Genomic DNA, 15,226 nt, shown 5'->3' on the forward strand with positions numbered 1-15,226 from the left:
GTATTCACGGGCGTAGAGGCCGAGCACCCGGGCGGCTTTGACGGTGAACTGCGGGTCACGGATGAAGATCCAGGACTGGTGTTGCCAGGGTTTTATCCGGGACACCGGTGACGTGGTCGAGGGCGACGGCGCCGACGACGTGATCCTGGGCGACAACGGGTCGCTGCTGCGGAGCGTCACCACGGTCAACGGGAAGGCGGCCGAGCGGGTCTACACCGAGCGGTACCCGACCGGTGCGGTGCCCGTCGACGCCACGGTGGCCCGGACCCACGATCCGGCGCTGCCCGGCCCGTCCACCCGGTTCTGCACCACCGCCCAGTCCACCTGTGAGCCGGCCGGGGCCTACGGCAACGACCAGCTCTACGGCGACGGGGGCAACGACGGGGTGTGGGGCCAGGACGGCGACGACCTGATCCGGGGCGGCTTCGGCGACGACGACCTCTTCGGTGAGCTGGGCGCCGACACCCTGTACGGCGACGACGGCCGGGACGCCATCCTCGGCGACCGCGGCGGCGTGGTGAACCAGTACCTCAACGCCGACGACGTGGCCGCGCTCGGCTTCACCGCCACCCTGTCGTCCGTACCGCAGGAGACCTTCACCGGATTCCGGGCCGGCGGCTACGACCGCCGGGTGGACCTGCTGCACGACACCGACGGCGACGCCTGGATCGGCAGCTCTACCTCGGCGCCCATGCCGTACCCCGGCCTGACCGCCGGCGCGGGCGACTACATCCGGGGCGGGGCCGGCGCGGACAACATCCACGGCGGCTTCGGCGACGACATCGCCAACGGTGACAGCGGCGGTGACGACGTGTTCGGCGGTGAGGGCGCGGACGTGCTCTGGGGCGGCAAGGGCTGTGACCCGGCGCTCGACGCGGACAACCCGCAGTGCCTGGTGAACGGCGTGTTCAGCGCCGCCGCCCGGGGCGACCGGGACCAGTACGTCGACCACCTGTTCGGTGGGGCCGGTGCCACCACCGGACCGGCGGTGACCGCGGTGCTCGGGGCCGACCTGCTGGACTTCCGGCCGCGCGGCTCCTACCCGGACAACTGCGCGGCGGGCGCCTGGCCGGTCGACCTGGCCTCCGGCACGATCGACCCGTGCCGCTGGTTCGAGGTGACCAACCTGGACAACGACGTCCTGGCCGACAACCAGCACCACCACGGCACCGACTGGATCTACGGCGGTTGGGACCGGGACGTGCTGCAGGGCGACGTGACCCAGAACGGGCCGAACAACGGGGACCGGCTGTTCGACTGGAACGGCGCGTACAACCTGTTCACCCACTGCAACGCCGCGTACGGCGGGTTCAACGACATCCGCCAGCACAGCCCGGCGATGCAGGACTTCCTCACCCGGCTGGCCTGGGCGAGCGGCGCCGGTCGCAGCGCGGGTGACGTGACGACGGCAGGCACCTCGGCGTTCATCGAGCTGTCCTACGTCTATCCGCGGGACAACCCGGACCAGGGGGCCGGGGCGGCGTTCCCGACCACTCCGGGGCACTTCGACACCCCGTCCTGCACCGACTGACAGAAGCGGTTCGGGGCCCGGCTCTCCGGTGGGGAGCCGGGCCCCGGCCTGTTCAGCTCCCCGGCGCGTCGGGCATGGCCACGGCGTTGCCGGTCACCCGGATGCCGCCGGCGACCGGCACGTCGACCACCAGCAGTCCCGGCCGGCCCAGGTCCGCACCCTGGTGCAGGCGCAGCGTGGCCGGCGGCTCGACCAACCCGTGGGTACGCAGGTAGCCGCCGAACGCGGCGGCGGCCGCACCGGTCGCCGGGTCCTCGACGACCCCGCCGACCGGGAACGGGTTACGCACGTGGAACTCGGTGCCGGTGGCGCGCCACACCAGCGCGACCGTGGTCCAGTCCGAGCGCAGCATCAGCTCGCGGAGCCGGTCGAAGTCGTAGTCGAGGGCGGCCAGCCGCTCCCGTGTCGCCGCGGCCAGGATCAGGTGGTGGGCGCCGGCGTACGCGACCCGGGGCGGCAACGCCGGGTCGAGGTCGGCGCCGGCCCAGCCCAGGGCGGCGAGCGCCTCGGCCAGGTCGGGCGGGGCCACCGGCGCGTCCGAGGGCGCCACGCTGGTCAGGGTCGCGGTGGGCCGTCCGTCGGTGTCCCGGGCCGTCGACACCGCGACGGCGCCGGCCCGGGTCCGGAAGGTCAACTCCCCGGGGCCGGCGCGCTCGGCGACGGCGACGGCCGAGGCGATGGTCGCGTGGCCGCAGAACGGCACCTCGGCCTTGGGGCTGAAGTAACGGACGTCGAACTCGCCCGGGCCGGTGGCGGTGAGGAACGCCGTCTCGGAGTATCCGATGTCGGCCGCGATGCCCTGCATCTGCGGATCGGTGAGGCCACCCGCGTCGAGGACCACGCCGGCGGGATTACCGGCCGCCGGGTCCGTGGTGAAGGCGGCGTAGCGCAGGACTTCCGTCATGGCGTCAGGCTACGCGTCAGCTGCGGTGGTCCTCGTCCAGCGGATCTCCCCCTCGTGCTGGACGTCGCTGGGGGTCAGGCCGGCGGCGGTGGCCACGGCGGCGGATGCCCGGTGCTCCGGGTGGATGTGGGCGATGATCCGGTGCACCCCTTGCTTTTCGAGCCATGCCACCAGCCCACGGGCTGCCTCGCCGGCGATGCCCCGCCCCTGCCAGGGGGTCCCGACCACCCAGGCGATCTCCGCGACGCGGTGGCCGGCCGGGCCGGTGACGGTCGCCTGGACCGTCCCCACCAGGCACGCCTCCTCGCGAAGCCGGATCACCCAGTTGCACCAGGAGACGGCCGGGTCGGGAGAGCCGGCGACGAGCCGTTCGTAGCGGGCGCGCAGGGCGTGTTCATCGGCGGGGGCGCCGCCGATGAAGGTGTGCAGGTGCGGGTCGGCCAGGACGGCGGCCATCTCCTCGGCGTGCCGCACGAGCAGCGGCAGGAGGACAAGCCGGTCGGTGCGGATGGTGTCGCCCCGGACCGGACTCATGCCGCTCACCGTATCCCAGTCGGCCGGTGGGCCCGGCGTCCCCGAGGTAGAGCCGGGCCCGGGGGTACGCGTCAGCGTTGCCACTTCTGGTTGGCGCCGCCCGTGCAGTCCCAGATCTGCAGCCGGGTGCCGTCGGCGGAGCTGACCCCGGTGGCGTCGAGGCACTTGTTGGACTGCGGGTTCACGATGTCGCCGGCCGAGGAGTACACCCAGCGTTGCGCGCCGGTGCCGTTGCAGTCGTACAGCTGCACCTTGGCGCCGTTGGCGGTGGACCCGGCGGTGACGTCCATGCACTTGCCGAGGGCGCGGACCGAGCCGTCGGACGCCCAGGTCCACTGCTGGGCGGCGGTGCCGTTGCAGGTCCAGAGCTGGATCGGGGTGCCGTTGGCGGTGTTGGCGCTGGCCACGTCCACACACTTGCCGCCGTAGCCGACGATCGGGCGTCCGGTCCCGCCGCCGCCGTTATCCCAGGCCTGCACCCGGACGTAGTCGACGACCATGGTCTGCGGGAAGACGGTGCTGCCGTCCGGCGAGCCCGGCCAGTTGCCGCCGACGGCGACGTTGAGCAGCATGAAGAACGGGTGGTCGAAGACCCACTTGTTGCCGCCCGCGTCGGCCGGGGTCTTGCGGGAGTACGCGACCCCGTCGAGATACCAGGTGATCGAGTCGGGCGCCCAGTCGATCGTGTAGGTGTGGAAGGCGTCGGCGAGGGCCTGCCCACCCGGCAGCGAGGTGGACCCGCCGAGGCCGCCGGAGCCGGAGTAGCCCGGCCCGTGGATGGTGCCGTACACGGTGGACGGCTGGTTGCCGACGTTCTCCATGATGTCGATCTCGCCGCTGTTGGGCCACGGGTTGGTGTCGATGTCGTTGCCCAGCATCCAGAACGCGGGCCACATGCCCTGCCCGCGAGGGATCTTGATGCGCGCCTCGAACCGGCCGTACGCCTGGGCGAACGTGCCCCGGGTCAGCAGCCGGGCCGAGGTGTACTGGCAGCTGCCGTACCAGCAGGAGTAGCCGCTCGGGTTCTCCTTGCGGGCGGTGATGACCAGGTTGCCGTTGCCGTCGAGGGCGGCGTTGCGGGTGCTCGTGGTGTAGTACTGCAGCTCGTTGTTGCCCCAGCCGCTGCCGCCGGTGTCGTACCGCCACTTGCTGGCGTCCGGCGCGGTGCCGGCGGCGCCGTTGAAGTCGTCGGACCAGGTCACGGCTCCGGGTCCGGCCAGGGCGGGGGTGCTGGGGATGGTGGTGAGCGCGGCGGTGAGGCCCACGGCCGTGAGGGCCACGGCCGCGATGGTGCGGATGCTGCGCACGGGTGCCTCCTTCGGTAAACAAACCATAAAGATAGACTTCGATGAAGCTATGAACGAAAGTCGGGCGCTGTCAAGAGAGCGCTCCCGGAGATGGCCGGTTCCGGTTCCGACACCGGCCGGAAAACATCAGGGTGGCCGCCGGACCGGTCGATCGGGGTGCCGCCGCCGATCCGTCCCCGCGACGATGCCCCGACAGCGACATGTCTCTCCGACATGAAAATGTCGGAGAGACATGTCGCTCAACAGCCGACGTGCAGGTCCCGAGGCGCCCCGACGATTCCGCTGTACCCCTAGGAGCCCGGCGGCGGTCCGACCCCCGGCGCAGGTGCGGCTGGCTGGCGGGTGCCGACCGGTGCCGACATCGGTCGGCAGGGGCCGCCGACCCGGGGCGTCAGCCCGGCCGGCAGGTAGCCCGCGCCGACGGTGGGCCCCGCCGCGCGCCGAGGCCCACCGGACGGTCCGAGGACGGTCAGCTCAGTCGGGCCAGTACGGCGGTCGCCATGCCCTGCTCGCCCCGGGCGTTCGGGTGGAACGGGGCGGCCGAGTTCTCCGGGACCAGCCCCTCGACCCAGCGGGTGCTGCTGCTCTTGCACGCGTCGTGGCCGATCGACGGGGTGTAGACGTCGGCGTAGGTGGCGTTGTTCGTGGCGGCGGTGCTGGCCAGCATGGAGTTCAGTGACTTCTCCACGCTGCGCAGGTACGGCACGTCCTGGTAGGCGATCGGGACGACAGGCCAGCAGCCGTAGCCGCTGTCCGGCAGGATCGCCGGATACCCGATCACGAGGACCCGGGCCCCCGGGGCCGCCGCGCGGACCGCCTGCAGCACGCTGGCCACCTTCGGCGCGGTGGCGTTGATCCTGGCCTGCAGCTGGTCGACGCCCCCGGCCGTGTACTTGTTCTTGCACGGCGAGCCGAGCGGGCTGTTCAGGCTCGCCTGCGCGCAGTCGTTGATGATGCCGGAGAAGCCGATGTCGTTGCCGCCGATCTCCACCGTGACCAGCGCGGTGCTCGAGGTCACCGCGCTGAGCTGAGGCGGCACGGAGATGCCGAGCTCACCGCTGCCGCTGTTGAGGATGTCGTTGGTGGTCGCCCCGGAGCAGCTCACGTCGGCGAGGGCCGCGGAGCCGGCCGACGCGGCGACCAGGGACGGGTAGTTGCGGTTCGATCGTAGGCAGTTGAGGTCGACCTGGGTCGGGATCAGCGGGCCGGCGGTGTACGAGTCGCCGAGCGCGACGTAGCGGCCGGTGGGCACGGCGGCGCTGGCGGGTGGGGCGTAGGCGAACAGCACACCGGTGATGGCGGCGGCGAGCGCGGCCAACCGGCCGGCCGCCCGGGGGATCGGCAGGCGGGGACGGATCATGGTGGGCTCCCAGGGTGGCGGATCATGGGTGCGCCGATTCTGTCCCCGTTAACGTCGAGGGTCAATATTTACATCTATCTTTCTTTTCGGGTGGAAGAAACCCCTGGGAAATCTGTCCGCACGCAGGTGGGTCAGCGGCCGGCGCCGGTCCGGCCCTTGAGGCGGCGGCCCAGCTCCCGGGCGATCTCCCGGTTGGCGTCCCGCTCGGCGAGGGCCTGCCGCTTGTCGTACGACTTCTTGCCCTTCGCCAGGCCCAGCTCGACCTTGGCCCAGCCGTTGGAGAAGTACATCGACAGCGGCACCAGGGTGATCCCGCCGTCGCGCAGCTTCTCCAGGATCCGGGCGATCTCCACCCGGTTCAGCAGCAACTTGCGGGTCCGCCGGGGCGCGTGGTTGGTCCAGGTGCCGTAGCCGTATTCGGCGATGTGCAGGCCGTAGAGCATGATCTCGCCGTCGCGCTCCTGGGCGAACGCGTCGACCAGCGACGCCCGCCCCTCGCGCAGCGACTTCACCTCGGTGCCGGCCAGCACGATCCCCGCCTCGTACGTCTTGAGGATGGTGTAGTCGTGCCGCGCCTTCTTGTTCGAGGCGATCAGCTTGCGCCCGTTCTCCCTGGCCACGCCGGCAGGATACCCGCAGCGGAAGTCCGGCCAGCACCGAAGCGCTGCCCGAGCCGCGGGGGCAGGGACCGAGGAGCCTGCCCCCGCGGCTCGGGACCCCCCGCCGCTCAGGTGCTGCGGAGCAGCCGCACGGCGAGGGCGGCGAAGCCGACCGCCTGGAGCGCGGCCCCGGCGACCTCGAACCATTCGGTGCCCGCGAGCAGGCCGGCCACATGCAACAGCGGCCAGGCGCAGATGCCGGCCGCGGCCCAGATCGGCACCGTCCCCGCGCGCAGCAGGGCGATGCCGAGCAGCAGCGTGCCGAGGAGGTTTCCCGCCACGAAGAGCAGCAGGAACGGGATCGCCGCGTTGCTCGCCGCGTCCAGCACCGCGGCGTAGTCGCCGGTGGGGCCGCCGCGCTCGGCCATGGCCAGGGCGACGAATCCGGTCATCACGGCACCGAAGTACGCCACGTACCCGCCGATCATGAGTGATCCGCCGAGGAGGCCGAGCCGGTTCGCCCGGGTCCGGGTGAACCCCATGGCGCCGAGCGTGGCCGGGATGATCAGCAGACAGCCGAGCAGAGCAGCGATGGCCCCCACCCGGATGGGCGTCGGCTGCGCTGCGGCGAGCGCGATGCTGCCCGCGCCGGTCTCGTCGCTGCCGCCGTTGCGGGTGGCCCAGGCGTAGCCGGCGTTGGCGACCACGAAACCCCAGGGGGCGAGGAACATCGCGCCGGCGGTGCCGACGCGCCGTGGCGTGTCGGTCGGGACGATCGTGACGTCGCGTTCGAGGGTCGCGGTCATGACGTGGCCACCGCCGCCCGCCGCAGGCCCGGCCAGATCAGCACCAGGGCGACGACCGTGACCGCGACGCCGACGCCGAGAAGCACGAGGTTCGGGGTGGAGATGCCGTCGTCGCCGAACGCCGGCAGTACGGCGAGCCCGGACAGGATCCGGGTGACGACGACGGCCACCAGGCCGCCGCGCCGGCCGCGCCAGGCGAACCAGGTGCCGGCGAGGGTGATCGCGCCGAGCAGCGTGATGACCACGGCCGCGGCGACGGGCGGCTGGCCGGGCCCGCCCACGCCGAAGAGCCAGGTGGCCGCGTCGCCGAGGCCGAGCAGGCCGGCGAGGACCAGACCGAGGGTGAAGCTACGGGTGCGTTCCATGGTGCCCCTCCTTGAGCGGGATGTCCTGCCCAGCAGTGTTGGACCGGAGGCCGCTGACCGGCATCGGGGCGAACGCGGGAGTCGTGGTGCGGGGCGGCACGGAGGAAATCTCCGTGCTGGCACGCATCCGCTGCCGTCGTCGTTGGCCTTACCGTTGGGCCATGACCCTGCCGCGCCTGGTCGCGTACGGCATGGCGGCGACCGCGGCCGTGCTCGTCGGGGTGGGCGGCTGGCTGCTGACCCTCGGCGCCGACGGCGGTCAGGCCGGCTACTTCCTGACCGCCTGCCTGCTCGCCGCCGCCTCTGTCGTCCTGGGCGTGCTGATCGCGACGAGACGTCCGACCAACCCGATCGGTGCGCTGCTCACGCTCTTCGGGCTGTTCGCGATCTGGATCGCCGGGACCGACGTCTACGCGTACGTCATCGCGCACCGCCCGGGGCGGCTGCCGATGTCGTCACTCCTGGCAACCGTGGCCCAGGGCAGCTGGATGCTCAACTACCTGCCGGCGGCGCTGCTCATGCTGTTCTTCCCGGACGGGCGGCTGCTGCCCGGGCGGCGATGGCGGATGGTGACGACCGGCATCGTGGTGGTGCCGGTCGCGTTCATCGTGCTCTCCGGTCTCGACCCCGATCCGTTCCCGGAGCCGTTCGCGGACGTGGACCACGCCTTCGGCACCCCACCGTCGCCGGTGTGGCGGCTGCTGGAGCCGACCGCGTTCGCGCTGCTGCCCGGCCTGCTCGTCCTGCTCGTCGCGTCCGCGATGGCGATGGTGGTGCGGTACCGGCGGGCCGCGGACCCGGTCCGCCGGGCGCAGCTGAAGTGGTTCGCGCTCGGGGCGTCGTTCCTGCCCGCGACGCTGCTGCTGTGCTGGCTGAGCTACCTGCTGCTCGACGGGCCGGACCTCGCGCTGGTCGGGCTCGCCGCGACGCTGGTCGCGGTCCCGGCGGCGACCGCCGTCGGCATCCTCCGCCACGACCTGTACGACGTCGACAAGGCACTGAGTGTCACGGTCACCTACGGCCTGGCCACCGCGGCGCTGCTGGCGTTCTACACGGTCGCCACCGTGGTCGTCGGCGTCGTGGCGGGTCGCTCGTCGCCGGCGGCCGCGGCCGGTGCGACGGCAGTCTGCGCGCTGGCGCTGTCCCCGCTGCGCGTCCGGTTGCAACGCCGGGTGGACCGCCGGCTCTATCCCGCCCGCCGGGCGGCGCTCACGGCGATCGAGGACCTCCGGGACCGGATGCACGCCGGTGAGGCGGCGCCGGAGCGTCTCGAGGAAGCCCTGCGGCAGGCGCTGCGCGATCCGCGGGTGCGGGTCGGATATCGGATGCCGGGCAGCGGCCGGCTGGTCACCGCGACCGGCGCCGACTTCGCCGCGGCCGACGACGCGACCGTGATCCGGCTGGGTGGGCAGCAGATCGGCGTCCTCGTGCGCGGTGCGAGCACCTCCCGTGAGCTGGCACGCGAGCTGGCCGAGGCCTGCGCACTGCTCGTCGAGGTGGTGCGGTTGCGGTTGCAGCTCCGTGGTGCCCTGCGCGACGTGGAAGCCAGCCGGGCGCGGTTGTTGCGCGCCGGGTACGCCGAGCGGGTGCGGCTGGAGCGCGACCTGCACGACGGTGCCCAACAGCGGCTCGTCTCGCTCGGCATGGCGCTACGGCTCGCCCAGCGGCACCTTCCTGAGACCGACGTCGCCGGCCTGCTCGACCAGGCGGTCGCCGAGCTGGGGACCGCGGTGGCGGAGCTGCGGCAGATCGCGCACGGGCTGCGCCCGTCCAGCCTGGACGAAGGGCTCGGCAACGCGCTGTCGATGCTGGTGCGCGGCGTGCCGCTGCCGGTCACGCTCGACATCTCCAGCGAGCCGGTCCCGGAGGACCTCGCCACCACCGCCTACTACGTGGCCAGCGAAGCCCTGGCGAACGTGGTCAAACACTCCGCCGCCACCGCCGTACATCTGCGGGTGTCGCGGACCGGGAGCCAGCTGACAGTGGTGATCCGGGACGACGGCGTCGGCGGGGCGTGCCTGCGGCCCGGCGGTGGATTGGCCGGGCTCACCGACCGGGTGGCCGCCGCCGGAGGCGCGCTCACCGTGGCCGGCCGCCCCGGCGACGGGACGACCGTCGAGGCGGTGCTGCCGTGCGGATCGTGATCGGCGAGGACTCCGCGCTGTTCCGCGAGGGCCTGGCCCGGCTGCTCGCCGACGCCGGGCACGAGGTGGTCGGCAAGGCGGTCGACGCGCCGAGCCTGCTCACCACCACGGACGAAGTCCAGCCGGACCTGGCCATCGTCGACGTACGGATGCCGCCGAACCACACCGACGACGGCGCCCGCGCGGCACGGCAGATCCGCGCCCGGCATCCGATGCTCGGCATCGTGCTGCTGTCCCAGCACATCGAGACCCGGCACTCGGTGGACCTGGTCGCCGGCGGACGGTTCGGGTACTTGCTCAAGGACCGCGTGCTCGACGTCGACGACTTCCTCGACGCGCTGCGCCGGGTGGCGGCGGGCGGCTCGGCGCTCGACCCGGAGGTGGTCACCCGGCTCATCGGCCACCGCTCACCGGACGACCCGCTGACCACCCTCACCGCCCGCGAGCGGGAGGTTCTCGCGTTGATGGCCGAGGGGCGTACGAACGTCGGCATCGCCCGGCGCCTGTGGCTCACGGAGCGCACCGTCGAGGCTCACGTCAGTTCCATCATGGCCAAGCTCGACCTGGCCACCTCCGACGAGGATCACCGGCGGGTCCTCGCCGTGCTCGTCCATCTCAGTCAGGCCGTCCCGCGCACCCGCTGATCGCCTCAACCCGACCCGGAGGTTGCCTTGACCAGCCCACAAGCTGCGGCACGTGCAGCAGGGTGGCGGGTCGGGGTGGTGGCACTGGACGTCGAATGTGCCGGTGCCGAGGCGGCGGAGGCACCGTGGTAGCCGTCGGCGGTGGCAGGATGGGGCGATGGCCAACCTGATCTATTCGGCGATCACCTCGCTCGATGGCTTCACCGCTGACGCCAACGGCGAGTTCGACTGGGCGGCACCCGACGCGGAGGTGCACGCCTTCGTCAACGACGCGGAACGGCCGGTCGGCACCTACCTCTACGGGCGCCGGATGTACGAGACGATGGTCTACTGGGAGACGGCTCCCACAGGTGACGACCAGCCGGCCGTCGTGCGGGACTACGCGCGGATCTGGCAGGCGGCCGACAAGATCGTCTACTCGTCAACGCTGGACGCGGTCTCCAGCGCGCGGACCCGGCTCGAGCGGAAGTTCGACCCGGACGCCGTCCGCCGGCTGAAGCAGACCGCGGAGCGGGACATCACCGTCGGGGGCCCGGGGCTCGCGGCGCACGCGCTCGCGGCCGGCCTGGTGGACGAGTGCCACCTTTTCCTCAACCCGGTCGTGGTCGGCGGGGGGACGCGAGCCCTGCCCGCCGGTCTCCACTCTGAGCTGGAACTGCTGGACGAGCGCCGGTTCGGCAACGGCGTCGTCTACCTGCGATACCGGATCGGTTAGCCCGCGAGCCGCAGCGGATCCAGCTGGCGCTCGGCCCGGTCGGCGGTCCGCGTCCCGGCCGACACCCAGCCGGTCGTGACAAGGAACAGCGCGGCGATGTACGTGGTCATCACCAGCAGGCTGTGAGCGGGCACGGCGACCCCGGCCGCGCCCACCCCGATCAGCAGGTCGGAGACGAGGAAGAGCGCCCCGCCGGCCGCCGTGCGCCGGGACACCCCGGTCGCGGCGGCGGCCATCAGGCACAGGGCCAGGCTGTAGCCGAGCACCGGTCCCCGCAGCGGCCCCAACGATCCCCACAGCAGACCGTTGGCGACCGCCCACAGCGCCGCATACGCCACCACCGCCGGGACCGGCGGCCGGCGGTGCCGCAGGAACGCGGTGGCGAAGCCGGCCTGGGTGCCGAGGAAGCAGCCCATGCCGACCAGGAACGCCGTCTGGCCGGGCATCAGCAGGGCCACGTCCCCGGCGGTGGCGCAGACCAGCCCGACCGCGACGCCGTCGACCCGCCGCCGGACCGACCAGAGGTACGCCAGCAGCAGCGGGGCGAGCAGCGGCTTGGCGGCCCACTGCACCGCGGTCGAGTCGGCCGCGATCCCGACCAGCTCGACCGCGGCCACCGCCCCGAACAGGGGCAACCAGGGCTGCCTCATCGGGCGGGCTGCCAGCCGGGCCGGCCGAAGACGTAGCCGAGGCGGTCCCGCCAGCAGCGGGCGGACCGGGCGTCGGCCCAGATCGCGGCGAACTCGTGGGTGGCCACCCGCAGCGGGTTGTAGGTGTTGATGTTCTTGGTCAGCCCGTACCGGGCGGCGGCGCGTTCCGGCTCGAAGGTGCCGAAGAGGCGGTCCCAGACGATGAGGATGCCGCCGTAGTTGCGGTCCAGGTATTCCGCGTTGGAACCATGGTGGACGCGGTGGTGCGACGGGGTGTTGAAGATCAGCTCGATGGGTCGGGGCAGCACGGTGACCCGCTCGGTGTGCAGGAAGAACTGGTAGAGCAGGCTGATCGACTGCTGGAGGAAGATCATCCACGGTGGGATGCCGAGCAGGGCGAGGGGCAGCCAGAACGGCAGCGACGTCATCGGTGTCCAGCTCTGCCGCAGCGCGGTGGAGAGGTTGTAGTAGACGCTGGAGTGGTGCACCACGTGGCTGGCCCAGAGCACCCGTACCTCGTGGTGCAGCCGGTGGAACCAGTAGTAGGCGATGTCGTCGGCGAAGAAGACGATCACCCAGGTCCACCAGTGGCCGGGGGAGAGGTGGATCGGCGCGACCAGCCACAGGCCGGCGTAGAGACCGGCGGTGAGCAGCTTCCACGGCACGCCGATGAGCTGGCTGCCCAGCCCCATGGAGAGGCTGGTGGTGGTGTCGCGGACCTCGTAGCCGCGTTCGTCGTCGTCGGGCAGGAACCGGTACGAGACGGCCTCGATGATGATGAGCAGCAGGAACGCCGGCACGGCGTAGAGCACGGCGGGGATCATGCTCGGGCCTCACTTCGGGGGGCGGGGGTGGGGGTGGTGACCGGCGCGGTCAGCAGCGACCGGGCGTACCGGGCGGCCGCCGTACCCTCACCGGCCCCGATGGCGGCGGCTAGCCGGCGGTGGCCGGCCACGTCGAGCAGCTCGGCGGCGCGCGCGTCCGGGGGGACGTCGCCGATGGCCAGGGTGCCGGCCACCAGGCTGTTGAAGGCCAGCAGGTAGGCGGTGTTGCCGCTGCCGCGCACGACGAGCCGCCAGATCGCGATGTTGGCCTCGGCCATCCGGGCCAGGTCGGGGGCGAGCGAGCCGTACTCCTCGGCGGCGGCGACCAGCGCGGTGGTCACCGCCGGATCGGCCCGTTCGGCGCAGAGCCGGGCCGCGTCGATGCCGACGCAGGCCCGCATCTCCAGCATGTCGCGGACCAGCGTCTCCACCGGGAGTACGTCGCCGGAGCGGGCCAGCGACAACGTCAGGTCCAGCCCGGCGTGCACCCGCCAGTCGAGTACCCGGGTGGCCCCGCCCTGGCTGACCCGGACCAGGCCGAGCTGCTGGAGCCGGCGCAGCGCCTCCCGGACGGCGTGCCGGTTGACCTCGAACGCAGCGGCGAGTTCCCGCTCGCCGGGGAGGGTCTCCTCGGGCCGATAGCGGCCGCTGACGATGGCGTCCCGAAGCTGGCCGAAGACGTGGTCGGAGACCGACGTGCGGGGGACGGGGGCGAAGGCCATGGGCAGCAGTGTGGCTCCCGCCACATCAACCCGTCAACTGGTTGGACCAGTCGAGTTTCCGCCACCCTGCGCTGTATCCGCGCGCACGCCTCGTATCCTTTCCGCCGGAAGCCCCGCGAACTGGTGAAGGGAGTCGGTGTGAGCGACCGGGTCGAGACGTTGGAGTTCCAGGCCGAGGCCCGTCAGCTGCTCCAGCTGATGGTCCACTCGATCTACTCGAACAAGGACGTCTTCCTGCGGGAACTCATCTCGAACGCGTCCGACGCGCTGGACAAGCTGCGGCTGGAGTCGCTGGTCGACAAGGAGCTCGAGGTCGACACGTCCGACCTGCACATCGAGCTGGAGGTCGACAAGGACGCCCGGACGCTGACCATCCGGGACAACGGCATCGGCATGTCCCGCGACGAGGTGATCGCCCTGATCGGCACCATCGCCAAGTCCGGCACCGCCGAGCTGCTGCGCAAGCTGCGCGAGTCGAAGGACGCGGCCGCGTCCCAGGAGCTGATCGGCCAGTTCGGCGTCGGTTTCTACGCCACGTTCATGGTCGCCGACAAGGTGACCCTGCTGACCCGGCGGGCCGGACAGTCGGGCGGCACCCGGTGGGAGTCCACCGGCGAGGGCACCTACTCGGTGGAGGCGGTCGACGAGGCGCCGCAGGGCACCTCGGTCACCCTGCACCTCAAGCCCGCCGACAGCGAGGACAACCTGCACGACTACACCGCCGAGTGGACCGTCCGGGAGATCGTCAAGCGCTACTCCGACTTCATCGCCTGGCCGATCCGGATGACCGTCGAGCGGCCCGGCGACGACGGCGCCACCACCCGCGAGGAGCAGACGCTCAACTCGATGAAGGCGCTCTGGGCCCGCTCCCGCGACGAGGTCGACGAGGCCGAGTACAAGGAGTTCTACCGGCACGTCGCGCACGACTGGGCCGACCCCCTGGAGACCATCCACATGCGGGGCGAGGGCACCTTCGAGTACGAGGCGCTGCTCTTCGTGCCCTCGCACGCCCCGCTCGACCTGTTCTCCCCGCAGGGCCGCCGCGGCGTGCAGCTCTACGTCAAGCGCGTGTTCATCATGGAGGACTGCGAGGCGCTGATTCCCAACTACCTGCGCTTCGTCAAGGGCGTGGTGGACGCGCACGACCTGTCGCTGAACATCTCCCGGGAGATCCTCCAGCAGGACCGGCAGATCCGCGCCGTGCGGCGCCGCCTGGTCAAGAAGATCCTCGCCACCCTCAAGGAGATGTCGGCCGAGTCGTACCGCACCTTCTGGAGCGAGTTCGGCGCCGTGGTCAAGGAGGGCCTGCTCGAGGACCCGGACAACAGCGAGGCCCTGCTCGACCTGGTCCGCGCCGCCTCCACGAACGACCCGGCCGAGCTGACCACCCTGCGCGGGTACGTCGAGCGGATGAAGGACGGCCAGACCGAGATCTACTACGCCACCGGCGAGAACCGGACCACCATCGAGAACTCGCCGCACCTGGAGGCGTTCCGCGCCAAGGGTTACGAGGTGCTGATCCTCACCGACCCGGTCGACGAGGTGTGGGTCGAGCGGGTCGGCGCGTACGACGGGAAGACCCTGCGCTCGGTCGCCAAGGGCCAGGTCGACCTGGAGACCGACGAGGAGAAGGAGAAGGCCGTGGCCGAGCGGCAGGAGTACGCCGACCTGCTCACCTGGCTGACCGGTGCGCTGGCCGACAGCGTCAAGGAGGTCCGGCTCTCCACCCGGCTCACCACCTCGCCGGCCTGCGTCGTGGGCGACGCGCACGACATGACCCCGACGCTGGAGAAGATGTACCGGGCGATGGGGCAGGAGGTGCCCCAGGTGAAGCGGATCCTGGAGCTCAACCCGACCCACCCCCTCGTGACCGGGCTGCGCAAGGCCCACGAGCAGGGTGCCGACAGCACCGCGCTGACCGAGACCGCCGAGCTGCTGTACGGGATGGCGCTGCTCGCCGAGGGCGGGGAGCTGGTCGACCCGTCCCGATTCACCCGGATCCTCGCCGACCGGCTCGCCCGTACCCTGTAGCCCTGCGACGGCCGGAGCCGGCCCGGCAGCTGCCGGGCCGGCTCCCGGCGCGCCCACAGGCGCCCCACAGGGGCCGCACACCGACACGGG

General features: G+C 72.1%; 15 protein-coding genes. 5 read left to right on the forward strand and 10 right to left on the reverse strand.

Features of this window, described 5'->3' with window-relative positions; all coding sequences use genetic code 11:
* Positions 1 to 112: 112 nt before the first annotated feature.
* Positions 113 to 1,531 carry a calcium-binding protein gene (locus ACWEVO_RS11490; protein WP_452307457.1) on the forward strand — a complete coding sequence of 473 codons (1,419 nt, stop codon included), beginning with the start codon at positions 113 to 115 and terminating at the stop codon, positions 1,529 to 1,531.
* A gap of 52 nt (positions 1,532 to 1,583) precedes the next feature.
* Here the strand turns inward: ACWEVO_RS11490 and ACWEVO_RS11495 are convergent, their stop codons facing one another.
* The 7 genes from ACWEVO_RS11495 to ACWEVO_RS11525 all read right to left on the reverse strand — a co-directional run bounded on the left by ACWEVO_RS11495 (position 1,584) and on the right by ACWEVO_RS11525 (position 7,406).
* Positions 1,584 to 2,435: a PhzF family phenazine biosynthesis protein gene (locus tag ACWEVO_RS11495; protein WP_452307458.1), complete on the reverse strand. Its 852-nt coding sequence runs from the start codon at positions 2,433 to 2,435 to the stop codon at positions 1,584 to 1,586.
* 9 nt (positions 2,436 to 2,444) lie between these two features.
* On the reverse strand, positions 2,445 to 2,969 hold the full coding sequence (locus ACWEVO_RS11500) for a GNAT family N-acetyltransferase (RefSeq protein ID WP_452307459.1): 525 nt from the start codon (positions 2,967 to 2,969) through the stop codon (positions 2,445 to 2,447).
* A 71-nt stretch (positions 2,970 to 3,040) separates the two neighbouring features.
* Positions 3,041 to 4,276: a ricin-type beta-trefoil lectin domain protein gene (locus ACWEVO_RS11505; RefSeq protein ID WP_452307460.1), complete on the reverse strand. Its 1,236-nt coding sequence runs from the start codon at positions 4,274 to 4,276 to the stop codon at positions 3,041 to 3,043.
* A 469-nt stretch (positions 4,277 to 4,745) separates the two neighbouring features.
* Complete coding sequence (locus ACWEVO_RS11510) at positions 4,746 to 5,636, reverse strand: SGNH/GDSL hydrolase family protein (RefSeq protein WP_452307461.1); 891 nt, start codon at positions 5,634 to 5,636, stop codon at positions 4,746 to 4,748.
* A gap of 131 nt (positions 5,637 to 5,767) precedes the next feature.
* Positions 5,768 to 6,256, reverse strand: a complete 489-nt coding sequence (gene smpB, locus ACWEVO_RS11515) for an SsrA-binding protein SmpB (RefSeq protein WP_452307462.1) — start codon at positions 6,254 to 6,256, stop codon at positions 5,768 to 5,770.
* Positions 6,257 to 6,363: 107 nt separating this feature from the next.
* Positions 6,364 to 7,041 (reverse strand): hypothetical protein, encoded by a 678-nt coding sequence (locus ACWEVO_RS11520; RefSeq protein ID WP_452307463.1) that lies wholly within the window; start codon positions 7,039 to 7,041, stop codon positions 6,364 to 6,366.
* Positions 7,038 to 7,406, reverse strand: a complete 369-nt coding sequence (locus tag ACWEVO_RS11525) for a hypothetical protein (RefSeq protein ID WP_452307464.1) — start codon at positions 7,404 to 7,406, stop codon at positions 7,038 to 7,040. The genes ACWEVO_RS11520 and ACWEVO_RS11525 overlap by 4 nt, the downstream gene beginning before the upstream one ends.
* 161 nt (positions 7,407 to 7,567) lie before the next feature.
* Here ACWEVO_RS11525 and ACWEVO_RS11530 point away from each other — a divergent pair, with 161 nt between their 5' ends.
* From ACWEVO_RS11530 to ACWEVO_RS11540, 3 genes are all read left to right on the forward strand, one after another.
* On the forward strand, positions 7,568 to 9,550 hold the full coding sequence (locus tag ACWEVO_RS11530) for a sensor histidine kinase (RefSeq protein WP_452307465.1): 1,983 nt from the start codon (positions 7,568 to 7,570) through the stop codon (positions 9,548 to 9,550).
* Positions 9,538 to 10,194 carry a response regulator transcription factor gene (locus ACWEVO_RS11535; protein ID WP_452307466.1) on the forward strand — a complete coding sequence of 219 codons (657 nt, stop codon included), beginning with the start codon at positions 9,538 to 9,540 and terminating at the stop codon, positions 10,192 to 10,194. Before ACWEVO_RS11530 ends, ACWEVO_RS11535 begins: the two co-directional genes overlap by 13 nt.
* Before the next feature lie 157 nt (positions 10,195 to 10,351).
* The gene (locus ACWEVO_RS11540; protein ID WP_452307467.1) at positions 10,352 to 10,909 is read left to right on the forward strand and encodes a dihydrofolate reductase family protein; all 558 of its coding nucleotides are present in this window, start codon (positions 10,352 to 10,354) and stop codon (positions 10,907 to 10,909) included.
* On the opposite strand, the gene ACWEVO_RS11545 is transcribed toward ACWEVO_RS11540, so the two are convergent.
* Genes ACWEVO_RS11545 through ACWEVO_RS11555 form a run of 3 tightly spaced genes read right to left on the reverse strand, consistent with a single transcriptional unit; the run spans position 10,906 to position 13,105 of the window.
* Positions 10,906 to 11,544: a lysoplasmalogenase family protein gene (locus tag ACWEVO_RS11545; protein ID WP_452307468.1), complete on the reverse strand. Its 639-nt coding sequence runs from the start codon at positions 11,542 to 11,544 to the stop codon at positions 10,906 to 10,908. The two genes, ACWEVO_RS11540 and ACWEVO_RS11545, sit on opposite strands and share 4 nt — an antisense overlap.
* Before the next feature lie 11 nt (positions 11,545 to 11,555).
* Positions 11,556 to 12,383, reverse strand: a complete 828-nt coding sequence (locus ACWEVO_RS11550; protein WP_452307469.1) for a sterol desaturase family protein — start codon at positions 12,381 to 12,383, stop codon at positions 11,556 to 11,558.
* Entirely contained in the window at positions 12,380 to 13,105 is a 726-nt protein-coding gene (locus ACWEVO_RS11555; protein ID WP_452307470.1) for a FadR/GntR family transcriptional regulator, read from the reverse strand. Before ACWEVO_RS11555 ends, ACWEVO_RS11550 begins: the two co-directional genes overlap by 4 nt.
* A 138-nt stretch (positions 13,106 to 13,243) precedes the next feature.
* On the opposite strand from ACWEVO_RS11555, the gene htpG reads away from it, so the two are divergent.
* A complete protein-coding gene (htpG, locus tag ACWEVO_RS11560) occupies positions 13,244 to 15,136 on the forward strand; it encodes a molecular chaperone HtpG (protein WP_452307471.1) in 1,893 nt (630 codons plus the stop codon).
* Positions 15,137 to 15,226 lie beyond the last annotated feature (90 nt).

It is taken from the genome of Micromonospora sp. NPDC003776 (assembly GCF_053605645.1).